At 29.0% G+C, this 24063-nt stretch carries 18 protein-coding genes and 1 other annotated feature; of the genes, 5 read left to right on the plus strand and 13 right to left on the minus strand.

Annotation, left to right across the window (positions count from 1 at the left end; translation table 11 throughout):
* Window positions 1–1186 precede the first annotated feature (1186 nt).
* Window positions 1187–1426: a DUF3997 domain-containing protein gene (locus ACJDTP_RS17195; protein WP_406761926.1), complete on the minus strand. Its 240-nt coding sequence runs from the start codon at window positions 1424–1426 to the stop codon at window positions 1187–1189.
* A gap of 483 nt (window positions 1427–1909) precedes the next feature.
* Window positions 1910–2171 (plus strand) — a binding site (T-box leader).
* Window positions 2172–2396: 225 nt separating this feature from the next.
* Between ACJDTP_RS17195 and ACJDTP_RS17200 the strand changes: the two genes are divergently transcribed.
* Window positions 2397–3773, plus strand: a complete 1377-nt coding sequence (locus ACJDTP_RS17200; RefSeq protein WP_406761927.1) for a TrpB-like pyridoxal phosphate-dependent enzyme — start codon at window positions 2397–2399, stop codon at window positions 3771–3773.
* A 60-nt stretch (window positions 3774–3833) separates the two neighbouring features.
* Here ACJDTP_RS17200 and ACJDTP_RS17205 read toward each other — a convergent pair whose 3' ends face one another.
* The 8 genes from ACJDTP_RS17205 to ACJDTP_RS17240 form a co-directional block, all read right to left on the minus strand.
* Entirely contained in the window at window positions 3834–4538 is a 705-nt protein-coding gene (locus ACJDTP_RS17205; protein WP_406761928.1) for a ferredoxin reductase domain-containing protein, read from the minus strand.
* A 591-nt stretch (window positions 4539–5129) separates the two neighbouring features.
* A complete protein-coding gene (gene dhaM, locus ACJDTP_RS17210; protein ID WP_077842217.1) occupies window positions 5130–5519 on the minus strand; it encodes a dihydroxyacetone kinase phosphoryl donor subunit DhaM in 390 nt (129 codons plus the stop codon).
* A gap of 49 nt (window positions 5520–5568) precedes the next feature.
* Window positions 5569–6198, minus strand: coding sequence for a dihydroxyacetone kinase subunit DhaL (dhaL, locus tag ACJDTP_RS17215; RefSeq protein ID WP_406761929.1), 630 nt, complete (start codon window positions 6196–6198; stop codon window positions 5569–5571).
* Between the two features lie 156 nt (window positions 6199–6354).
* The gene (gene dhaK / locus ACJDTP_RS17220) at window positions 6355–7353 is read right to left on the minus strand and encodes a dihydroxyacetone kinase subunit DhaK (RefSeq protein WP_041897559.1); all 999 of its coding nucleotides are present in this window, start codon (window positions 7351–7353) and stop codon (window positions 6355–6357) included.
* Window positions 7354–7857: 504 nt separating this feature from the next.
* On the minus strand, window positions 7858–9927 hold the full coding sequence (locus ACJDTP_RS17225) for a sigma 54-interacting transcriptional regulator (RefSeq protein WP_406761930.1): 2070 nt from the start codon (window positions 9925–9927) through the stop codon (window positions 7858–7860).
* 443 nt (window positions 9928–10370) lie between these two features.
* Window positions 10371–11291 (minus strand): polysaccharide deacetylase family protein, encoded by a 921-nt coding sequence (locus tag ACJDTP_RS17230; RefSeq protein ID WP_406761931.1) that lies wholly within the window; start codon window positions 11289–11291, stop codon window positions 10371–10373.
* 143 nt (window positions 11292–11434) lie between these two features.
* Window positions 11435–13174: an ABC transporter ATP-binding protein gene (locus tag ACJDTP_RS17235; RefSeq protein WP_171771298.1), complete on the minus strand. Its 1740-nt coding sequence runs from the start codon at window positions 13172–13174 to the stop codon at window positions 11435–11437.
* Entirely contained in the window at window positions 13175–14908 is a 1734-nt protein-coding gene (locus ACJDTP_RS17240; RefSeq protein ID WP_406761932.1) for an ABC transporter ATP-binding protein, read from the minus strand.
* Window positions 14909–15048: 140 nt separating this feature from the next.
* Here ACJDTP_RS17240 and ACJDTP_RS17245 point away from each other — a divergent pair, with 140 nt between their 5' ends.
* From ACJDTP_RS17245 to ahpF, 3 genes are all read left to right on the plus strand, one after another.
* On the plus strand, window positions 15049–15915 hold the full coding sequence (locus ACJDTP_RS17245) for a LysR family transcriptional regulator (protein ID WP_406761933.1): 867 nt from the start codon (window positions 15049–15051) through the stop codon (window positions 15913–15915).
* Window positions 15916–16206: 291 nt separating this feature from the next.
* Window positions 16207–16770 (plus strand): alkyl hydroperoxide reductase subunit C, encoded by a 564-nt coding sequence (ahpC, locus tag ACJDTP_RS17250; protein ID WP_017212628.1) that lies wholly within the window; start codon window positions 16207–16209, stop codon window positions 16768–16770.
* An 11-nt stretch (window positions 16771–16781) separates the two neighbouring features.
* Window positions 16782–18311, plus strand: coding sequence for an alkyl hydroperoxide reductase subunit F (ahpF, locus tag ACJDTP_RS17255; protein ID WP_406761934.1), 1530 nt, complete (start codon window positions 16782–16784; stop codon window positions 18309–18311).
* 106 nt (window positions 18312–18417) lie between these two features.
* Here the strand turns inward: ahpF and ACJDTP_RS17260 are convergent, their stop codons facing one another.
* Window positions 18418–18573, minus strand: a complete 156-nt coding sequence (locus ACJDTP_RS17260) for a hypothetical protein (RefSeq protein WP_167595034.1) — start codon at window positions 18571–18573, stop codon at window positions 18418–18420.
* Window positions 18574–18719: 146 nt separating this feature from the next.
* The gene (locus tag ACJDTP_RS17265) at window positions 18720–19355 is read right to left on the minus strand and encodes an ankyrin repeat domain-containing protein (RefSeq protein ID WP_173710615.1); all 636 of its coding nucleotides are present in this window, start codon (window positions 19353–19355) and stop codon (window positions 18720–18722) included.
* A 665-nt stretch (window positions 19356–20020) separates the two neighbouring features.
* On the opposite strand from ACJDTP_RS17265, the gene ACJDTP_RS17270 reads away from it, so the two are divergent.
* Entirely contained in the window at window positions 20021–20113 is a 93-nt protein-coding gene (locus ACJDTP_RS17270) for a Spo0E family sporulation regulatory protein-aspartic acid phosphatase (protein ID WP_236898796.1), read from the plus strand.
* A gap of 880 nt (window positions 20114–20993) precedes the next feature.
* On the opposite strand, the gene ACJDTP_RS17275 is transcribed toward ACJDTP_RS17270, so the two are convergent.
* Window positions 20994–21659: a PspC-like choline-binding domain-containing protein gene (locus ACJDTP_RS17275; RefSeq protein ID WP_271813153.1), complete on the minus strand. Its 666-nt coding sequence runs from the start codon at window positions 21657–21659 to the stop codon at window positions 20994–20996.
* A gap of 394 nt (window positions 21660–22053) precedes the next feature.
* Window positions 22054–23925 (minus strand): hypothetical protein, encoded by a 1872-nt coding sequence (locus tag ACJDTP_RS17280; protein ID WP_406761935.1) that lies wholly within the window; start codon window positions 23923–23925, stop codon window positions 22054–22056.
* Window positions 23926–24063: the final 138 nt, after the last annotated feature.

Below are 24063 nucleotides of genomic sequence, written 5' to 3' on the forward strand. Positions count from 1 at the left end.
ATATATCAACTGCTAAAGATGTAATAGATTTTATTGCTTCGCATGACGGAGTCAGTTAATTTTATTGTAAAGTAGTGTTAATAAAAATAAATTTATTAAAACAGATATTATATGTATATGCATATAATATCATGATCGTTAATTAATTGTCAATTATCTAAAAATTACTATAACTTATTTTAATGTATATACCCAGATAATAAATTTTCATTCAAAACTCTATTAGGTAAATATTCAATTGAGACTTGAATATAGCAACATAATTTCAATATATAATAAATTTAATTAGAATAACATCTAAAAATGCCTATCATAATTAAGCACAGTAATATTTAGTAATATTTAACATATCTTATAGATACATAGTTTGATTTAACAATGAAACATCATATTAGTTATCATATTATATATTTTTTCCCTTAAAACTAAAAATAGTAGTAGAAATTCTCCTACTACTGCTTAACATATCATGAATGCTAATTTGTATTTTTTACCAATTAATGTTATAATTATTATGCCATCTCAAATCGATATATTATGGAGGCGTAGCATATGAAACGTGCACATGCAAAAAGGCGTTTCGATAAGGATTTAATGAAAAATATATTTCTTTTTCTTAGTGAGCTACTCAATCTAATCTCTATAATTTTAAAACTCTTCAAATAACGATAGAACAAATATATAGTTGAAACATTATTTATATTTTTAGGACTAGTATAATTATATTGCTTTAAAAACGTAAGTACCAATTACGCGAGATGGTAAGTTATTATAATTGAACGTCCTTTTTTATTCTTTAAATAATAATTATAATTCGAATAAATTCATGAATAATTTATATAAAAAATCATCCAAGTGAGTTTAAAAATAACTCACAGAATTTTTATTTTATCTATCACAACACAAACATAATTATATCACAATTGGAATTTAATGTAAATACATTCTTACAAATCTCCTAATTTTTAATATCTCTTTATTTTTACGAATTAACATTGTAAGCTACACAAAACTTTATATCTATTTCATTTTTCTACATTTATTTTTGTTATTTTGTAATGCGCTTGTGTCAATGTGTAAAATACTATCAAATTATTTCATAAGATATAGTATAAACAAGATTAATGATTATGCCAATCATCAAATCTATAATTATGGAATATTTCTGCATAAGAAAAACAATTTGTTATTTATTACTTGGATCTAAATTTTTATATTTATCAGGATTTTCAAGCCTTAATTTACTATCAATTTTCAGAAAATACCGATGTTTATCAAAATCTTCATACTTAAGTTGCCCATATACTTTATCTTGCTTTACATCTATAATCCAATAATTTTTAGAATTATTCTTTGTTTGTTCGGCTAGTATAAAATTTTCATCCCATGCTATGCCACTAACCCTACTGTCTACAATTACAGTCATATTTCTATTTTCCTTTTTATCTAATTCGGTACAATCTGAACTTGGATGATAAATTATATATTTGCTAGATAATTTATAACTATAATCAGCTGATCCAGGGCCTAAATAACCCCCCCCAAAAAATGACTGGTATAAAAATAATAATGAAAATAATTAAAGAACATCTTTTCAATAGATTCACTCCAATTCATTATTTATTATTTATTATTTCCTTGCTTAGAGTTAATTGTAATTCAGTTAATATTATGTAATACTATAGTAAATTTATAGGCATAAAAAATATCAAAATGGAGAATTGATAAAATAATTCCTTACTATAATATATTTTACTATTCTTATAAAGTATAATGAATACATTATTGTTTTTAAAAATATAATCTCAATGAAAGTATTATGAATTAAGCGATAATATAGCAAATAAAAATAATTGACATTTTTTATTTTAGTGCATATAATTATTCCATGGAAATAATTGAATATTTTTACAAACCATTGATTAAGAGTAGTAGACCTAGTTAAATGATTTAAAGAGAGTTGTAGAGGGTGAGATTACAGCAATACAGACTATGTCGAATGGACTTATAAGGGTGGGAGGAACAGCTTATATTCATGTTAAGCTTAGTAATGCCCAACGGATTTTCCATTCGTTATTATAGGAAAGTGTATTATTATGTACATTTAATGAGTGGGCTTATTTTAGCCAATTTAGGTGGTACCGCAGAAGTTATCGACTTTTGTCCTAGTAGAAATACTGGACAAAGGTCTTTTTTTGTTATGTATATTGATTAATTTTTGTGATTAGAATTATAAGTTTATTACGTAAAAACTTAATATGTTTTGGTTATTTCGTTAATTTCTATAATTCTAAATACATAAAAAAATCTAATATGCTTATATTTCAACCTATTTAGCTAAAATACAAAATTATATTTAAGAATTTTTACTTTATAACTGAAAGGGGCTATTAATTATGAAAAAAATACCACATCGAATTTATCTTACCGAGGATCAAATACCAAAACAATGGTATAATCTTCGTGCAGATATGAAGGAACTTCCAGATCCAATGCTAAACCCACAAAACTTTCAACCTGTAAAAGTTGAAGATTTATATCCTGTATTCTGCACAGAACTTGCAAAACAAGAACTAGATAATTCAACTCGCTACATCGATATTCCTGAAGAATTACAAGAATTTTATAAGATGTTCCGTCCATCACCATTAATTAGAGCATACAATTTAGAGAAGGCTCTAGGAACTCCTGCTAAAATATATTATAAATTTGAAGGAAACAACACTTCTGGAAGCCATAAGCTTAATTCAGCAATTGCTCAAGCATATTATGCAAAAAAACAAGGATTGACAAGCCTCACCACAGAAACTGGTGCTGGTCAATGGGGTACTGCTCTAGCAGAGGCTTGTTCTTATTATAATCTTCCACTTACAGTTTACATGGTTAAATGTTCTTATGAACAAAAACCTTTCCGTAAATCAATAATTAGAACTTTTGATGGAAATATTATTCCAAGCCCAAGTAATACAACTAACGCTGGAAGATCAATTTTAGAAATAGATCCTAATAGTACAGGGAGTCTTGGATGTGCAATCTCTGAAGCTGTAGAAAAAGCTGTTACTACCGATGGCTGTAAATATGTGTTAGGATCTGTGCTAAATCAAGTACTACTTCATCAGTCAATAATAGGTTTAGAATCAAAAATTGCTATGGAGATGATCGATGAGTATCCAGACATCGTAATTGGCTGCGCTGGAGGTGGTTCTAACCTTGGTGGGCTAATTGCTCCATTTATGCAAGATAAGTTAACTGAAAAAGCTAATCCTAGAATTATTGCTGTGGAGCCTGCTTCTTGTCCTTCATTAACAAGAGGACGCTATGCATATGACTTCTGTGATACTGGTAAGATTACTCCTCTTGCAAGGATGTATACACTTGGAAGCAGCTTTATTCCATCAGCCAATCACGCCGGAGGTCTTAGGTATCACGGTATGTCTCCTATTCTTTCAAAACTTTATCATGATGAATACATGGAAGCTATATCTGTAGAACAAACTAAAGTATTTGAGGCTGCTGTTTTCTTTGCAAAACATGAAACTATTCTTCCAGCCCCTGAATCCTCTCATGCTATCAGAGGTGCAATCGATGAAGCTTTAAAATGTAAAGAAACAGGAGAAGCTAAAACAATCCTCTTTGGATTAACAGGTACAGGATATTTTGACATGACCGCTTATGAATCCTATTTAAATGGTTCAATGCAAGATTACATTCCAACCGATAAGGACTTAGAAAAAGGATTCTCATGTCTTCCTAAAATTCCTGGAATCCAGTAATAAAGCAAATATTATTCCTTCTCTCAATAAAAATGAGAGAAGGAACCCTTTTAATCATCTTTAACCTTCTAAAAATTTTTGTTTTCTCTCATCTTTTCTATCTATAATAATCTCCTCAATTTTGATGCTATTTACTCTTAATCTTTGAATAATATCCTTTATAAATGCGTCACTTCCAACTACATAATAAATAGCATTCTCTGATTTCATTAATTTGCTGAGCATTTCATAGAATGATGTTCTAGAATTTATCCAATAATTCTTATAATTTTCATCTGCTAATTTATCTAATTGATTTTTAAATACAAATTTATCTGATGAGTCTATATTTATATTTAGCAGGTATGGGATATTAGTTTTATCATTAATAAATGATAAAATTAGAGGTCTCATAGTAGCTATTCCAACTCCCATTGATATTAAGATTATAGGTCTATTTATACGTCTTAACCCCATTCTTGAACCTATCTTAAAAAATACAACTTCATCACCAGTTTTTAATTCAGCTAACTTATTCTTAAATTCAGATTTGCTTCCTGGTACTCTGGTTGTTATTGCAATTTTATTTTCCTCCGGCAAAGTTATGATAGACATGTGTCTTACCCATTCTTTCCTAGGCTGATCACCAATATCAAACCCAATATGCCCAATATGAGTATGCGATCCAGGTTCCCATGTTAAATTTTCTGGTTTTTCAAAAAAATATGTTTTTGTATTATCTGTTTCATCGATTATATCAATAATTTTTAGTGTATATTTTTCCATAATCCCTCTCCTTTAATAACAATTCTCAATTTAATAGTATCAACTAAAATTTTTCAAGTCAATATTTATAAATTTCAATTATACATGAAATACATTTTTTACATTTTAGAATAGATAATTATTTATAGTACTTTCTCATAAATGATTACTCATTTCTGGTTGTGTTATCTATAATAACTTTTAGCTTTCATTTATAATATGCTTTATTGTAGTTATTAATGATGATGTCACTAATGTCTCATCACGAAAAATGATATATATTACAAGAATAATCTTTCATCATAACTCTAAAAAAATTTCAAGAATTTTATCCGCAATTGTGAATTGTGAAATGTGCATTGTAAATTGAAATATATATACTTTGTAAAAAATTAAGAAGATAAATTTCTATTTATATTATAGAAACTATCTTCTTAAGCTGTATAGATATTATTAAAATATTCTTTTTTGAATAACTATGGCTAAGCATTTTAAAGATTTGATTTATTAGATAAACATATTTAAGTTCATATCTCTAATAGAAATATTTATAATTTCTGTAGCCTATAACATAAATCTAAACCATATATTGTTTATCTATATTTTATTACTTCAAGGCATTTTTCCTAGATTCATGGGTTTTAATGCTTCTTCAATTTCTTCAATATTTTTACCTATACTACTTTCAACTGCCGCTGTTACTGCTCCTTCAACTATTGGGCAATCTACTATCTTTATTTTTCCCTTCATCTTTTCATCTAGAAATTCTATTGCCATTTCTGCATTCATAAAAGCACTACCTAAGTCAAAAATAATAATTACTCCATCTTCAGAGTAAACACCTTCTATTGCAGCTGATATTTTCTCCATATCAGTGCCAACTCTTCCATCTGACGTTCCTCCAGCCACACCTATATCTACATTAGGTGCCATTTGACTTGCTAATTCCTTTACTCCATCTGCTATATTTTTACTATGTGATATTATTACTATTCCTACCATATATATTCTCCTTCAACGACTATTTTGACGTAAATCAAAATAAGAACTACTAATTTAAAGCTTCATATATTGTTTCTAATATTATTGCAGAAGATGTAGCCCCAGCATCTTGGTGACCTAAACTTCTTTCTCCAAGATAACTTGCCCTTCCTTTTTTAGCTATAATTTCTTTTGTATGCTCTACACCTTTATATGCAGCTTCTTTTGCTGCTTTTAAAATTTCCTTGACGTCGAGCCCGCTATCTATGCCTTCTTTTATTGACTTTAATGCTGGCTCTATAGCATCTATCATAGTTTTATCATCAGCTTGACCTTTACCTCTCATTTTTATACCTTCAAGAGCCTCATCTAGCATCTTTGCGAAATCATTAATATCAATTTCCGATTTTCCATTAACACTTACAGCTGCCTTCATAAAAGCTGTTCCATATAATGGGCCTGAAGCTCCGCCAACATTAGATACTAATGCCATTCCTGACTTCTTTAGTATACCTCCAATATCATTTCCATCATCATCTTTTATCTTTTCTATTACAGCCTTAAACCCTTTGTTCATATTAAGTCCATGGTCTCCATCTCCAATTGCAGCGTCTAGCTCCGATAAATATGCTTTATTTTCATCTATCTTTTCACTTATTTTCTCTAATATTTCAATTACTTTCTTTCCTTGAATACTCATCTTTATTCCTCCTATATAGGCTAATTTAGATGATGCTTATATATTAAATAAAGCTTCATCTAAATTATAATTCTTTGGTAGTAGAATCCGTCACACTCTTAGATACGCTCTACTAAATTCATCTAATCTCAAAAACTCTACCTAAAAAACTTTGCTTTATATTACTTTAAATGCTGGTGTGTTAGCTGGTGCATCTAATAATTCTTTTAATTCACTATCAAGTTTTAGCACTGTTATTGAAAATCCAGCCATTTCGAGAGATGTCATAAATTCGCCTACAAATGTTTTATGAATTTTAACCCCTTTTTCCTCCAATATTTCATTTACCTTTTTATTTACTATATATAACTCCATAAGTGGTGTTGATGATAATCCATTTACCATGACTGCTACTTCTTCTCCACTACTCAATTTGATATCTTCTAGAATTTTGCTCATTAAATGTTCTGTAATTTCATCAGCTGTTTTTATTTCCTCTCTATGAGTTCCTGGTTCCCCATGAATTCCCATACCAATTTCCATTTCATTTTCTCCTAATGTGAAATTTGGTTTACCAGCAGCTGGCACAATACAAGATGAAATAGCCATTCCCATACTTCTAACATTTGATATTACTTTCTCTGCAACTCTTGTAACTTCTTCAAGACTAGCTCCTGTTTCAGCTTTAGCACCTGCTATTTTGTGTATAAATACTGTTCCTGCGATTCCTCTTCTTCCTGCTGTATAAGTGCTATTTTCAACTGCAACATCATCATTTACTACAACAGTTTTTACATTAATGCCTTCCATTTCAGCCATATCTTTTGCCATTTCAAAATTCATAACATCCCCAGTATAATTCTTAATTACAAGTAAAACCCCTTTACCTGAATCTACAGCTTTTATTGCTTCATATACTTGATCTGGTGTAGGTGATGTAAACACTGCTCCTGCTACTGCTGCATCAAGCATTCCTTTTCCTACATATCCTCCATGAGCTGGCTCATGTCCACTTCCTCCGCCACTTACTAAAGCAACCTTTCCATCTATTGGTGAATCTACTCTTACTAAAACATCTGCATTTTCTAATTTTTTTATATATTCTGGATGTGCAGCTACCATTCCTTTCAACATATCCTCAAGTACTAAATTTGCATCATTAATTATTTTTTTCATAAAATTATTCCTCCCATATTTAAATATTATTTATGATTAAAATTATTTATATCTAATTTATATATATGTTGCAGATCACAATGCACATTTCACAATTCACAATTACGGTTAAAATTCTTTTAATATTTTTAGAATTATGATGAAGAATTATTTTTGCAATATATATGTAAGTTCTAAATAATATAATTCATTGATTATAAAATTATCTAACTTCCATTATCTGATTAATAGTCTAAGATAAACTTTCATGAATTAAACTTTTTAGAATATATGTAGATAATCTTGATTTGTTTTTATTTATATTTGTACTTTTATATAGAGCAATACTCATGCCAAAATTTCAATTACTAATTAAATATACTTAAAAGTGTGTATTTTCAAGCCTTCTAGCCTAAAGTGCAAGTAAACATTTACAGGAAATTGTAATATAAATAGTATACCTCTTGGTAAAAAATATCAAGTTGTTCTTTTTTATCATGATACTTTTTACCAACTTGCTATTTTTTATTCCCAAGTTACCTTTTTCTCTATTCCATATTGTCTTGCCTTTGCAGCTACTGTTTTATGAGTAAGTCCTAGCGCCTTCCCTGCAGCATTATAACTTCCATATTTCTTAAGTGCTTTTTCTATTATAATTTTTTCATATTCCTTTAGTGGTAATATTTCATCTGCTTCAATAAGCATGTCTATTTCATTATTATTTTTAATTTTGATTGCATTGTTAACTGTATTTATATCCTTTCTCATATAAGACGGAAGATCACTTAATTCTATTACTTCTGTTTCATTTAAAGCCATTATTCTCTCTACCAGATTTTCTAACTCCCTTATATTCCCTGGCCATTTGTATTCTAATAGAGATTCCATTGCATCATTTGTTACTATAGTTATTCTTTTATTTATCCTTTTACCTATTTTATCTATAAAATGCTCTAATAAAGGCGCTATATCTTGCTTTCTTTCTCTTAAAGGTGGTAAAAATATTGGAATTACATTTAGCCTATAATATAAATCTTCTCTAAATTCCATTGACTTTACCATTTCTTCTAAATTTCTGTGAGTCGCAGCAATTATTCTAACATTTATTTTTATAGTTTCTTCTCCACCGATTCTTTGAAATTCTTTTTCTTGAATTACTCTTAAAACTTTAGCCTGCATGCTCTTATCCATTTCTCCTATTTCATCTAAAAGTATAGTACCATTTTGAGCCAATTCAAATTTACCTAATTTTCTTTTTATAGCTCCTGTAAAAGCTCCTTTTTCATATCCAAAAAGTTCGCTTTCTAATAAGTTTTGTGGTATTGCTGCACAATTTACTCTAATAAAAGGCCCTTTGGAATTCTTACTTGAAAAATGTATTCCTTCTGCAATTAATTCTTTTCCTGTACCACTTTCTCCTCTTATTAATACTGTAGTATCTGTTTTCGCTGCTTTTAATGTTGTAGCTAGTGCATCTAATATCTTACCACTATGACCTATGTACTTTGAAAAAGCTGAATCAGGTTTTTTAGTTCTCATAAGCTCTTCTTCCAAATAATCAGCTTTTGCAGAAACCTGAGTTAATTTTTCTGAAAGCTTTTGAACTTCTGTTACATTTTTAACTATGGACACAACACCTGTAATCTCTCCGTCAATTACTATAGGGTTTACATTTGAAACTATTATTACACCATTTTCCTTATAACTTATAGCCCCTATGATACTTTCTCCTGTTTTAAGTACTTTAATTCTTGCACCATCTGGGGATACATCCGTAATATTTTTATTTAATATATCCTCTTCTTTTTCGTTCAAAATTCTAAGATATGCCTTATTTACGTATGTTATATATCCATCTGAATTTATAACACATATACCATCTTGTACTGTTTCTAATATAAGTTGTAGCCTCTCTTTCAAATCTTTCACTGTTTTTAGTTCATCTTTAACTTTTTCTAATTTTGAAATATCATTAAATACTGCTAATGCACCTTTAGGTTTTTTGTCTATTATTATTGGAGTTCTATTTATAAGTAATATTCTATTATTTATTATTTCTTTTACCATTAACTCTGATTTGCCAGTTCTATTTATTTCATGAAGATTTGTGAATTCTATTATTTCATATACTTTTTTACCAATAGCATCACCAGAAGATATCCCTAATAATCTTTCTGCTTCCTCATTGAATATTGAAATTATATCTTTCTCATCTGTAGCAATAATTCCATTAGGTATATTACTAAATACATGCTCCAACGTTATAGTATTATTATTTATTATGTTATCAACTTGATTAATAGTACTTTTATCTTCTAAATCAAAATCACTTTGTAGAAAATCGCATAATTCATCTAGCGGTTCTTTGGGATCTTCTCCATGAACTTCTACTATAATCTTCTCATTCTGCTTTACCTTCAATAAAACCAGGGGCATAAGACTTGTGGCTAAAATTTTCTTTTTATCTTTATAAATTATAAAAAACTTTAAATCATATCTCTTCTCAAGTTCGCTTACCTTATGAACAACCATAGCCAAGACTCTCGCATGCAATCCTTTACTATGTCTTATAACTACTTCTTTGCTAAGTATCAAAATTCTTCACTCCTAATCTTAGTTCTTTAACATATATTATCTTAAAATACAATTTTAAATTTTCAATAATCACTAATTTACACTCTTTAGAACACTCGCATAAATTTCATTTTATCAATTTACATATTATACTAATGTAGGTATAAATGAAAGCTAAATTTTATCAATCCAATTTCTTATTTTAATGGCTATTTATACAATACACTTTAAATAATGCACTTTAAACTATACTATAACTTAAAATTAACAATATAAGTAATAAAAATCATATTTATATTTTTAAATTTCGATTAGCTTAACGAACCTTAACTTTCTCAATTAGTGTTTTTTCATAACTTATACTCTCAAGTGGCACAATGTCCACATGTTTAATCTGAACATAAAGTCCTAGAAAACAAAAAGTCCCCATCTTATTTTATAAATAAGATGGGGATAATAATTAATTATTCTATTATTTTAAATTCATAGCCTTGCTGTTTTAAATATTCTATTATTCTTGGTAAAGCCTTCGCTGTTTCTTCTTTTCCATAAGTATCATGCATTAAAATCAGTGCCTTTTCTCTATTACCAATACTTTTTATAGCTTCCTGGGTTAGTTCATCTGCATTCTTTTTATGAGTACCTTCTGCATCTCCTGATAATGCATTCCAATCAATTTGATGCCAATCCTTCTCATGTAGAGCTTTGTCCACTTTTTCTGCTCCTTGAGGATCCTTTTTGCTCCACGTTTCTTGTCCTCCTGGAAACCTGATTGATCGTGTCGAAAAATCTTCGCCCAAAACGTTTTTTAAGGCTTTATCTGTTTTATCAAAATCAGACATACAATTCTCCAAGTTTATTTTACCCTTTGGAAATAAGTAACCATAGTCATGTGAATATGAATGTATGCCTATTGCATTACCTTCTGCTACTTCCCTCTTTACTAAGTTTTTGCTTGCATCATCTTTATCTACATACTTTCCTATAAGGAAAAATGTTGCATGTACATCTTCAGATTTAAGGATATCTAAAATTTGAGGGGTTACTGTTGTTGATGGGCCATCATCGAAAGTTAAGTAAGCAACTTTTTTACCATCAGCTCCATCAGGCTTTTGGTTCTTCTCTTGCTGCTCAATATACTTTTCTAAATATGCAACATCTTCTACACTGCCATTACTTTCCTTATTAACTGAATCGCTATTTTCTTTATCATCATTACTACTTTCTCCCGTGCTACTAGCAGCTTGCACCGTTTTACTGCCTGTTGAAAATTTCTGTGCTGCTACTATGCTTCCTATAATTACAAGTAATGCAACTGCAATAACTAATATAGTAATTCTCGCTCCCTTAATATTTTTAGTACTATTACTATTATTACGTTTCATTTTTCTACCTCTTATGCATTTAAAAATTTATGATCCTCTATAACTTTAAGAGACTCATGATAAAAAAGCTATATTATTAAATATGATATTACTTATACAATTTATACTAACATATAAATTTTTTTAAATATACAAACATCTTTTTACAGCTGATGCTTAAACTGACTATTATAAAGTTCTGTATAAATTCCACCTTTATTTACAAGTTCCTCATGATTCCCTCTTTCAACAATTTTACCATTCTTCATAACAAGGATTATATCTGCATCTCGGATAGTAGAAAGTCTATGAGCTATAACAAAGCTTGTACGCCCTTTCATCATTGAAAGAAATGCATTTTGTATTTTTAGCTCAGTTCTTGTATCTACATTACTTGTTGCTTCATCTAATATAAGCATTGGCGGATCAATTAACATTACTCTGGCTATAGTCAAAAGCTGCTTTTGACCTTCAGAAAGATTTCCCCCAGATTCAGTTATAATCGTATCGTAACCATCAGGAAGTCTTTTTATAAAACTATGAATAAAGGCAGCTTTAGCTGCATTTTCAACTTCTTCTAACGTAGCATTTGGTTTACCATAAGCAATATTTTGCCTTATAGTTCCTTCAAATAGCCATGTATCTTGAAGCACCATACCAAATTGGCTTCTGAGATTATTTCTTGTAAGATCATCTATGCTCTTGCCATCTATAGTAATCCTACCTTTGTCTAAATCATAGAACCTCATAAGCAAGTTAACTATAGTGGTCTTGCCAGCACCAGTTGGTCCGACAATAGCTATTGTACTTCCTTTTTTTATATTAACGCTGAAATTTTCTATAAGTGGAACTTTCTTATTATAAGAAAATGATACATTATCAAACTCAACAGTTCCATCACAGCTCTCTATATTTTCAACTTCTTTAGAATCTGCTTTTTCTGGCTCTTCATCTATAATAGAAAATATTCTTTCACAAGATGCAATAGCTGCTTGAATCTGAGTGGCTACACTAGTAATGTTGTTTATTGGTTGTGAAAACTGAGTTGAATAGGTTAAGAAACTTGAAATCACACCAACACTTAACCCGCTTAAAACCGAAAGTATCCCTCCAACAAGGCCAACTAAAATATATGTAATATTATTTACAAATCTTGTAGCTGGATTTGTAAGTGATGAATAAAACTGCGCAAGCTGTCCACACTTGTAAAGCCTTGAATTAATTCCTGAAAAGTTCTCCTGAGCTCTTTCTTCATATCCAAAAAGTCTTACTACTTTTTGGCTTCCCACGATTTCTTCTATATAACCATTTAATTCACCTAAAGTCTTTTGCTGCTCTTTAAACATTTTATTTGACCTCTTTGTAATGAAAGAAGCAATAAGGAAACAAAAAGGTGTCATTAAAACTATAACTAAAGTTAATTTAAAACTTAAACTTACCATTAAAACAAGTGAACTTATTATAGTTATGATTCCTGGATAAAATTGTGTTATCCCTTGAAATAATCCATCTGAAACATTATCCATATCATTTGTAAGTCTGCTTATAATATCTCCATGAGGATTTTTGTCAAAGTATTTTAAAGGCAGAGAGCTTATCTTATTTAGGGCTTCATTTCTAAGATCTTTTACTGTATTATATGCTACAATATTAGCTACTATAGTAAACAGCCACGTAAATAGTGAACTTACTATATATATTACTCCAAGTATTATAATTGTCTTAATTAATCCATCAAAATCAACTTCACCTTTAGCAACTATGTTATCAATGGACCTTCCTACTATTAACGGCATAAATGCTATAAGAATATTACTTATTAGCGCAAAGATCAGAGATGCAAACATATATCCTTTATATTTTGAAACATAACCAATTAATCTAGAAAATGTACTTTTTTTCATTTACATAGCCTCCTTTGTAATTTGAGAGCTACATATTTCTCTATAAACTTCGGACTCTTTAAGCAATTGTTCATGGTTTCCAACTCCCGCGAGTTTTCCGTCATCTAATACAATTATTAAATCAGCATCCTTTACAGTGCTTATTCTTTGAGTTACCATAATTACAGTTGTATCACTAGAATTTTCTTTAAGAGCTTTTCTAAGTGCAGCATCTGTAGCATAATCAAGAGCACTTAAACTGTCATCCATTATTAATATTTCAGGTTTCTTTATTAATGCTCTTGCTATAGTAAGTCTTTGTTTTTGACCACCAGAGAAATTAACTCCGCCTTGGGATATATATGTGTCATATTTTTCAGGCATTTTTTCTATAAAATCTGCTGCCATTCCAATTTCAGCTGCCTTCTTAACTTCACTCATGCTTGCATTTTGAGCGCCCCATCTTATATTTTCTGATACAGTGCCAGAAAATAAAACGGCTTTTTGAGGAACTAGCCCTATATTGTTATCAATTTCTTTTTTATAATAATCTTTAACATTAATTCCGTTTAGCAAAACATTTCCTTTGCTTGTATCATATAATCTAGGTATTAAATTAACTAAAGTAGTTTTTCCTGAACCTGTACCACCTATTATCCCAACCATTTGTCCTCTTTTTATTTCAAAAGAAATATTACTTATTGCATCTTCCTTAGATCCTTTATAAGAAAAAGATACATTATCAAATTTAATTATTGGAATATCTTTATTAATATTTTTACTAAACTCAGAATTTCCACTGTACTTAATACTTGGTTCTGCTCTAAGTACCTCATTTACACGAGCTGCACTAGCTGCTGCTTTAGTAAAAGTAACTATAAGGCTAGCAAGTACTATGAGCGCCGATAATACCATATTTATATAATTTATATAAGCTATAACCTGTCCTGTTGTCATTCCACCTACATTTACTCTTATTCCACCAAACCAAATTACTGCCATAAGTGCAAAATTCATTATTACACTTGTAACTGGATTCATAAGCGCAGATATTTTTCCTACCTTAATTGCAGTGCTTGCAAGTTCCTCATTCGATTCTTTAAATCTTATCTTTTCACCTTCTACTCTTGAAAATGCTCTTATCACTCTTACTCCAGATAAATTTTCTCTTAAAATAAGCGACAACTTATCAAGTTTTCTTTGAACCACCTTATATAGAGGAAGAGATTTATTCATAATAAGATATATTGCAAAAGCAAAGAATGGAATCGATAAATACATTATAAGCGACAATTTAACATCAAGATACATAGCCATTATAATTCCACCAATGCAAAGAAACGGTACCCTTATAGCAAGTCTTATAAGCATTGCAAGACCAAGTTGAAGCTGATTTACATCATTTGTAACACGATTAATAAGAGATGGCGTCCCAAAATCATCAATCTCATTATATGAAAAAGTTCCTATCTTTTTAAACATCTCATTTCTAAGAGCCGTCCCAAACCCTTGTGAAGCAATAGATGCAAAATACTGGCATGTAAAAGATGATAACACACCTAAAATTGCCATAGAAAGCATTATTAATCCTATTTCAAATATATAGTTTATGTTTTTTGTTCCTATTCCTTTATCTGTTATAAATATCATTATTGTTGGTATTGATATTTCAAAGACAGCCTCAAGCAACTTAAATATAGGACCTAATGTAACTTGCCTTTTATACGGTTTTACGAATTTTAATAAATAGTTCAAGATTTATCCCCCTATCTGTAATGTCTTATTGAACATTCTCAAAATTTCCTTTATCATTATAACAAAAACATATCTATATAAAAAATACATAATATGTATCGATGCCATATATTTTTTGTATATCAGAAGGTGGATAATAAATGGATATTAAACAATTAAAATATTTCTATGCAATTGCAGAAGAAGGTCAAATAACAAATGCTGCCAAAAGACTTCATATGGCCCAGCCCCCTTTAAGCTATCAGTTGAAAAACTTAGAAGATGAACTCGGCGTTAAACTGGTTGAGCGCGGAAGTCGAAATATAAAACTTACTGATGCTGGCGTTATACTTTATAAACGCGCTAAGCAGATATTATCTTTAACAAAATCTACTGAAAATGAATTAAAAGATTTTAAACAAGGAAATCACGGTACTTTATCCATAGGTACCGTATCTTCATCTGGAGCGTCACTTTTAGATAGCAGATTAAATATATTCCACGAAAAATATCCTTTCATAAATTTTGAAATTCACGAAGGGAATACCTATGAATTATTAGAATTATTGGATAAAGGTATAATTGAAATTGCTATTGTAAGAACTCCATTTAACAATTCAGGAATAAACTCAATTTTTTTACCAAAAGAGCCTATGGTTGCAGCTATGAGAAAAGACTTAAACTGGACTGATAGTGAAATCATAAACATTACTGAATTAAATAACAAACCATTGATATTCTATAGGAGGTTTGAAAGTCTCATATTTAAAGTGTGCCAAGATTTTAATTTTCAGCCAACTGTATTTTGCAAAAATGATGATGCACGGACTTCCCTGCTTTGGGCGAATTCTGGACTTGGAATTGCCATAGTACCAAAATCTGCAATAAAACTAATAGGTTCTTCAAATATAATTTATAAAGAAATTGATAGCGACATATTAACAACTCAGATAGCTATAATATGGTCGAAAACAGGGTATCTTTCATCATCCGGAAATAATTTTTTAGATTTATTTCAAAATACGTAAAGCTTAGTCTCAAGCTTAATCACTAAAAAGTTTAAAACATATGTATTTTGTGATTTGCTGTAATAGTTAACTATTACAGCAAAAGTCCTCACATTATTTTTTTAATGCTGATTTTCAAAAAGAAAATAGTTCAATTCATCCTAAAAGAATTTTTACATAATGGTATTGACAAATTATAATTTAGATTTATAATTATCTTAAGTGATAATCATTATCATTATTAAATAATAATATTTAATAAAATATAAATATAGTTTAAATATAAAAATGAATTTTAGGAGGTAATATATTATGTCATTAATAGGAACAGAAGTAAAACAATTTAAAGCATCAGCTTACAAAAACGGTGAATTTATAGATATCACTGAAGAAAATTTCAAAGGTAAATGGAGTGTGGTTTGTTTTTATCCAGCAGATTTCACATTCGTATGCCCTACTGAATTAGAAGATTTACAAGATAATTATGAAACTTTAAAGGGGCTTGGCGCTGAAGTATATTCAGTTTCAACAGATACACACTACACACATAAAGCATGGCACGATAGTTCAGAAGCCATCAAAAAAATAACTTATACTATGATTGGTGATCCTTCACATACATTATCTCGTAACTTTGATGTATTGATTGAGTCTGATGGTCTTGCAGATCGTGGTACTTTTATCATAGATCCAGATGGTGTTATTCAAGCAATTGAAATTAATGCTGGCAATATCGGTCGTGATGCAGCTGTAATAGTAAATAAAATTAAAGCTGCTCAATATGTTAGAAATAATCCTGGCGAAGTTTGCCCAGCAAAATGGAAAGAAGGCGCATCAACACTTAAACCAAGCCTTGATCTTGTAGGAAAGATCTAAGAGGTACGCCTATGATACTAGATAAAGATATAAAACAACAATTAGCTCAATATCTTGAGCTTATGGAAGACACTGTACTTATAAAAGTCAGTGCTGATTCCGATGATATATCCAATACTATGGTTTCTCTCGTAGATGAACTAGTTTCTATGTCTCCAAAAATAAAAGCTGAAAAATCAAAGTTATTAAGAACTCCCAGCTTTAGCATAAATCGTACTGATGAAGAAACTGGTGTAGCTTTTGCTGGAATACCTTTAGGACATGAGTTTAATTCATTAGTATTAGCTCTTCTACAAGTTAGCGGAAGAGCCCCAAAAATTGATCAGAAGACAATTGATTCAATTAGGAACATTAAAGGAGAATACCATTTTGAAACCTATATTAGTTTAAGCTGTCATAACTGCCCAGAAGTTGTTCAATCTCTAAATTTAATTAGCATCCTTAATCCAAATGTCACTCATACAATGATTGATGGTGCCGTTTTTAAAGAAGAGATAGAAAGTAAAAATATACTTGCAGTACCATCAATTTATTTAAATGGAGAATTCTTTGCAAGTGGCCGCATGACTATCGAAGAAATTCTTGCAAAAATCGGAGAAGCCCCAGTTTCAGAAGATTTTGCAGATAAAGATCCATACGATGTGCTTGTTGTTGGCGGCGGCCCAGCAGGTGCAAGTGCTGCTATTTATGCCGCACGTAAAGGCATTCGTACAGGAATTATCGTTGAACGTTTTGGTGGTCAAGTATTAGATACCATAGGTATTGAAAACTTTATAAGTATTAAATATACAGAAGGCCCTAAGCTTGCAGCAAGTCTTGAAGAGCATGTCAAAGACTATAACGTTGATATAGTAAACTTACAACGTGCTAAGACTATAGAAAAAAAAGACCTTATTGAGATTGAACTAGAAAATGGTGCACGTTTAAAGAGCAAAACTGTAATAATTTCGACAGGTGCCCGCTGGAGGAATGTCGGTGTTCCTGGAGAAGGAGAATTTAAGAATAAAGGTGTGACATATTGTCCTCATTGTGATGGACCTTTATTTAAAGGGAAACATGTTGCAGTCATCGGTGGAGGTAATTCAGGCATCGAAGCTGCCATTGACCTTGCCGGAGTTGCTAGTCACGTAACTGTTTTTGAATTTATGACAGAACTTAAAGCAGATTCAGTTTTGCAAGATCGTCTTTACAGTTTGAATAATATAACCGTCTTAAAAAATGTTCAGACTAAAGAAATTACTGGTACTGATAAGGTAAATGGAATTACCTATATTGAACGTGACACAGGAGAAATTAAGCATGTTGAATTAGATGGTGTATTTGTCCAAATCGGACTTGTACCAAACACTGATTGGCTAGGAGAAACTATCCAGCGCAATAAATCAGGTGAAATTATAATTGATAACCATGGTGCTACTAATGTACCAGGAGTATTTGCAGCTGGAGATTGCACTAATACCCCATACAAGCAAATAATTATTTCCATGGGATCTGGAGCAACAGCGGCCTTAGGTGCATTTGACTATCTAATAAGAAACTAATAAAAGAATCCCTTTGCTATAAAAACTATTACTGCAAAGGGATTCTTTATCTTTTCTTATATTCTAAATTGTTATTCTAAGCTAAGAATTAAAGTTATTTTAAATTTTAATTCTTTCCAACTATTCCATCTGTCTTTCCTCTACCTTTATCTTTGTTGTTAGGAAAACCAATTTCTGCACCAACATCCGACTTTACCATATTTGAGTCGGTTCTTTTTCTAGATAGTGAATTTTTATGTACTCCGCTATTATTTAATGACATTTGAATCTACCTCCTTAATTATAATTTTGTTTTGCAATAATATGTTAACCACAATTATAAATTATACTCGGTAGCAATGTTATCATAAAAAAGATTCTAGACTCATATCATTAAATTTAGCTACTCTATAGTATATAAGCACTTAATTATACACTTCTCTTTGCTCCATGTTCCATCAATATATTTTCAATAGATTTATTTTTACACAGATATAGTGGTGTGTGCCCTAAATTATTCTTTGAATTTATATCTAGTCCAAGAGAAACTATTTCGTTTAAGTATTCTTGAAACTTATCAGTATCACGACAAGTTAAATAGTCATCATGCAAAATAGTATTGCTATACTTATCTCTATGTTTAATATCTGCACCATATTTAATAAGAAGATTTAAAAGCTCTACCGAATAATTAAAGTTACAATAAAAGATAGGAGTTTTTCCGGATATATTTTCAGCATTTACTTTAGATCCTTTCTCTAACAGTAATCTAATGACGTCCATCTTAGGACTTACTCTCGCACAGATTCTATGTAATGGTAGTTCTTTCAAATAACTTTGATTACTATTTATATCAGCACCATTGTTTACCAGAAATTGTATTATTTCAAAGTAATTTTTCTCACAATTATCTATAGCAAAATGAAGCAGGCTAGTATCATTATATTTTTCATTAATATTTCCGCCATTTGTTATAAAATTTTTAAGTTCCTCCAAATCCCCTTCTTTTATTATTTTCAAAATAGATTTTGGTCTTGAACCAAACAAAATTTCATGAATGTTCATGATAATTACCTCCAATAAATTACTATATATCTTTTAGTCATTTTCAATTCGAATAATTTCCTCATAAGTAAATACTTTCTTTTTAATTCATCTATACATTTTAACATCTGTTTCATCAATTTTTCAATGCTAATATTCTTTAAATTATCTATATATATGTTTCAATTCACAATTACGGATAAAATTCTTGCAATATTTTTAGAATTATGATGAAGAATTATTTTTGCAATATATATATCAAGGTCATAGAAATATCCTTCATAAGTTTTAGGCAATAATCTTTACATCGCCAAAACTAGCTCTAGTTGCATTAAAACTCATATTTAATTTAATATATAAAGCTAATAAACTAAATTTTTTGGTTTCTAACTATTTTAAATAATATACATATTGTTTATACAAATTCATATTTTCTAGCAATTTAATATCTCTTTATATATTATTTGACTAGATTAATATATTCATTTTATCTGAATAAAATAGCATGTATATTTATACAATATTTTGACATTATTTGTAGTATGATTTTTTTTGAAAATTTATTTTATGTAGATTATAATTTATTTTATGTGTATAAATTAGTAAAAAGAGGTACTATCATGAATAGATTTGAATTATTTAAGTTAAGATATAATATACGTTTAAGAAAATGTCTCCTAAATAAGATGCTTTGTATTCTTTCTCCTAGAAATAAAATAGTTATCCGCATCTCTCAAAATCTGGACAAGCACATTGTTAAATATCAAAAAAAGGCCTAAGAATGAGGATCTTAGCCCTTTTTTGATGATTACTCATCCCTCTCATAATCATTAATTTTATACCCAACCTTATTGTACTATCTTTCAACAATATCTTCACTTATTTTCATGTTGCTTTTTTATATGTATTTTTATCTTTTTCTACAATATTCCTGTGTAAATTTATTTTTTCATGTCGTTTTAAAACTTAACATAGAATATATAGTATTTTCATGTCATTGATTGTAATACGATTTATTTTGATAAAAAACTCCATACATTTTATACTTTAGTTGTAGGAATTTAGTTCAATACTCTCTAATTTTAGAGCGGCTTATTCCCTTGATAAGTCGTTCTTTTTTATAATTATTTTTTGAATAAATTCAGAAAACTAACGAAACAAAAATCTATCAAGACAACTTTATTCCTATATAAATATTTTTAATGATTATTAAAGTTTATTTTTTAGTTCTTCTTTTCTTATAGTAAACGATCTATTTTTTTGTATATCAGTGCTAAAATTTAAATTTTTATTTTGTTTATATTAAGTTAATAAATTTGACACAAACATGTAACATTAATAATATACAATTAAACTTGTAAAGTAGTTAAAGCATTATTATTTATCCCCTTAAATAATAATAAAAGAATGACTTATTTCCCTAACTAAGTCATTCTTTTTTTGTATTGTACAATATTATTTAAGCACTTAGAAATACTCAATATCAGCAATACATAAAATGTTATTATCTTTAATAACGACATTTTTACTATATAATTGCCAATTCTGATAATCCTATATAAACAGTATAGTTTACCAAATCTCAAATTATATTTTATAATCTCATATTATTGACACAGTTAAAATTTATACTAGATTCCTGCATTAGTTAAAATATTTTTATCTTGTAACTGTACTTTGTAAAGCTCCATAATCATCAAATTGGTAACTCTTGCCTGCATCCAAAATAGATGTATTAACCATTTTTCCTCTTAAATTTTCAACATCAGTATCAGAGTCACCATCAAAATCGGAAAAATAAAACCAATTTCCATTAATGCTTTTCCATCCTAAACAGCGTTTTCCGTTCTCCATGTAATACCAGTTAAAACCTTTTGCACTACCCAATTGCTTCCATCCAGTAAAATTCTGTCCATTTTCTGTATAATACAAATAGTTATTTTTATTTATCATTTTACCAATAACTTTATCATTCTCTATATAATAGTAATTATTAGATATATCCTTGTTTTCTCCATTTTCAATTTTCCATTTATAAGAATTTGAATCTTCATATTTTTCGCTAGGATTGCTTGCTGCGACTCCATTTGAATATATTCTATAACCATTTATTTGCGTATCTTTAGCCATATATCCATTTTGATAGAAATAATACCAATTTCCATCAACTTTTCTCCAACCAGTAGCCCATAGATTTCCTTCACTATACCACCATCCAATATTATCTTGCTTCCATGACGCTTTAGCCCCTACTGGGTTTAATAGCATTATTGATGTGGCGATCATTGATAAAGCTATGGCTTTTTTCCAACAGTTTTTTATCACGTTATCATCCCCTTAAACCTTTATATCATAATTATATATGATTTACATATTTTGTCAAACTAATAATATGCATTGCTGTATTCATTTGCCAACTTAATATGATTTTTAATTGTGCAATATAGTTAAAATATAATCTAAATAGATTAATTACATTTTTAAGCATAAGTAAAAAACTTCAGCTTTAGATGATCTATTAATACTGAAGTTTTTATATATAATTTATAATCTAATCGCTTAGCAAAAGTAAAATTTATCAAATCAATTTAATATATATACTGCAATTCACAATGCACATTTCACAATTACAGCTAAAATTCTTGTAATATTTTTAGACTATAATGAAGATTTATCTTTGCAATATATGCCACCTAACATTTACCTACATTTTTATCCGTTATCGAAGACAAACTTCATATCTAACTATATTATCACTAATTTTTTTGAACATCTCTTTAAACGCACTATAGAAATCATCAATTGTTATATTAGTTTCAATTTCTAGAGCTTTGCATAAATTATTTGTGTTAAATTTTTTTCTTGATATATCCATTAAGAAAGCTTTTTCAAAATAGTTTATAGCGCTTTCTTGAAGCCTTCCTTTAATAGACTTTATTAATTTTTCTTTATCTTCATTAGATATTTCTCCATTAACATTTACTAAAATTTTATTTTCATTAGGGTTGAACCCTACTGTTTGATAGCCATAATCAACCATCATTTTTAATATTCGTTTACTATCATTATAATCGCCACTTCTCATACTAAAGTCAATTGGTTTATTATCTTTCCTTGTAGTTAAACATTTAGTAACTTTATATTCTTTATAATTATCTTTGCGATTTCTTATTATTGTATGAATCTCACTGTAAGTATAATTTTTACGCTTCCTATCGCTTTTTTCATTTTCATCAGCAATGATTCTCTTCCACTGCTCAACTAGATATCCATTATATCTTTCATAAAGCATTCCCATAAGAGCTTGTACAATCATTCTTTCCTGGTTTAATGAAATACTAATTAATCCTTCCTTATTTGATGCTTTAATCTTTATAGTTTTACCTAATCGTTCGCTTTCTTTTCTAATCATTCTTAATAACTGCAAAAAGTCATTCCGTGTGTTTAGTTTATCTAATGTTCTTTTATTAATATCGTTAAATTCTTCTGTTACAATAACTTTATCTCCTGCGACTCCTAATTTTTTAGCTGCGGAATATTTTAATGCATCGATTAAATCTTCTTTAGAATTAGAGCCTAATAGGTCGTTTTCAAATAAATAGTTTCTATATGATTTAAACTCATTTAAGACATAAAATACCCTTTTACTTAAAGTGACAGTATTTATGTTTTCTTTTAATGCCAAAAGCTGTTCTAGATTATTGCTACATTTAGATACAATCAGAAATAACTCTTTATAATCCTCACTAATACGATCTTCTATTGTCTTTGCTATATTTTCACCTTTAGGGCAATCAATAAATACTATTCCTAGGTATTTAGCTTTGCTAGCAGGCACCTTAATATATACCCTTTCAACCATAAGATCACAAGAAATATTTGTTCCGTAAATGACATTACACAAATTTCGGAAATCTCTATTTAAAAACTTATTAATATAATCTTGAGCTTCATTTGCATATTCATGCCCCTCTTCATTATGCTCATAGTATTTTGAAATCATTTTCAACCATTTGCTATAATGTTTATGAAACTCATCTTTGAAATCTCCAAAATAACTCTTCCATATATGCTCATCTTTCTCTTCAAAATTATCAAAGTCATCAGAAGAATTTATTCTCATTAATTCAGTAAGTAATTCATTAAAATTGATATCTTTAAATACATTTTGTATACTATTCACTTCATAAAATTTGATTAAGGAAATATTATTAATTTGACTGTTTAAAGAATCGTAAAAGACTTCCTTAAAACGTTCTTCACTAAAATTATCGTTCTCTATACCATTATTATTATTAAGAATCAGATAAGCCTCATATAGTGATTTTATAATCTCATCTTTCAGTTTTTCAACTAGGCTAAGCTCATTTTTTAAGCATAAATGAACATTAATAAAATTGCTTTTTGTAGATGAACAAAGCATTTCTGTCGGAAAACTAATATAGTTATCATTTTTTAAAAAATCTGTTTCTTCGAAAATTCCATCTTTAATAATCACTTTTTGTAATTGAGATTTTCCTAAATTATCAAGATCTATCACGTTTACCCTTGTCTTAGTTTCATTTTCAAATTTGTTTATGATATTCCCCATAATTTCCTCCCTTTATTAAAATATAATGGAGCTTAAGCATTTAACATATAAGTTAATATATAATATTATTTTTTGTAAATATTTATTCCACTAAAACAAAGCAAAATTAACAATTATTTAATTCATAAATCAGCTAAA

Origin of the sequence: Candidatus Clostridium helianthi (assembly GCF_045310795.1) — a bacterium.
Classification (GTDB): domain Bacteria; phylum Bacillota; class Clostridia; order Clostridiales; family Clostridiaceae; genus Clostridium; species Clostridium helianthi.

Coding starts and splice junctions, on each gene's coding strand:
- ACJDTP_RS17235 (WP_171771298.1), bottom strand. CDS start 13,174: ATGAAAAAAAGTACATTTTCTAGATTAATTGGTTATGTTTCAAAATAT.
- ACJDTP_RS17245 (WP_406761933.1), top strand. CDS start 15,049: ATGGATATTAAACAATTAAAATATTTCTATGCAATTGCAGAAGAAGGT.
- dhaK (WP_041897559.1), bottom strand. CDS start 7,353: ATGAAAAAAATAATTAATGATGCAAATTTAGTACTTGAGGATATGTTG.
- ACJDTP_RS17265 (WP_173710615.1), bottom strand. CDS start 19,355: ATGAACATTCATGAAATTTTGTTTGGTTCAAGACCAAAATCTATTTTG.
- ACJDTP_RS17230 (WP_406761931.1), bottom strand. CDS start 11,291: ATGAAACGTAATAATAGTAATAGTACTAAAAATATTAAGGGAGCGAGA.
- ACJDTP_RS17200 (WP_406761927.1), top strand. CDS start 2,397: ATGAAAAAAATACCACATCGAATTTATCTTACCGAGGATCAAATACCA.
- ahpF (WP_406761934.1), top strand. CDS start 16,782: ATGATACTAGATAAAGATATAAAACAACAATTAGCTCAATATCTTGAG.
- ACJDTP_RS17280 (WP_406761935.1), bottom strand. CDS start 23,925: ATGGGGAATATCATAAACAAATTTGAAAATGAAACTAAGACAAGGGTA.
- dhaM (WP_077842217.1), bottom strand. CDS start 5,519: ATGGTAGGAATAGTAATAATATCACATAGTAAAAATATAGCAGATGGA.
- ahpC (WP_017212628.1), top strand. CDS start 16,207: ATGTCATTAATAGGAACAGAAGTAAAACAATTTAAAGCATCAGCTTAC.
- dhaL (WP_406761929.1), bottom strand. CDS start 6,198: ATGAGTATTCAAGGAAAGAAAGTAATTGAAATATTAGAGAAAATAAGT.
- ACJDTP_RS17205 (WP_406761928.1), bottom strand. CDS start 4,538: ATGGAAAAATATACACTAAAAATTATTGATATAATCGATGAAACAGAT.
- ACJDTP_RS17270 (WP_236898796.1), top strand. CDS start 20,021: ATGCTTTGTATTCTTTCTCCTAGAAATAAAATAGTTATCCGCATCTCT.
- ACJDTP_RS17260 (WP_167595034.1), bottom strand. CDS start 18,573: ATGTCATTAAATAATAGCGGAGTACATAAAAATTCACTATCTAGAAAA.
- ACJDTP_RS17195 (WP_406761926.1), bottom strand. CDS start 1,426: ATGACTGTAATTGTAGACAGTAGGGTTAGTGGCATAGCATGGGATGAA.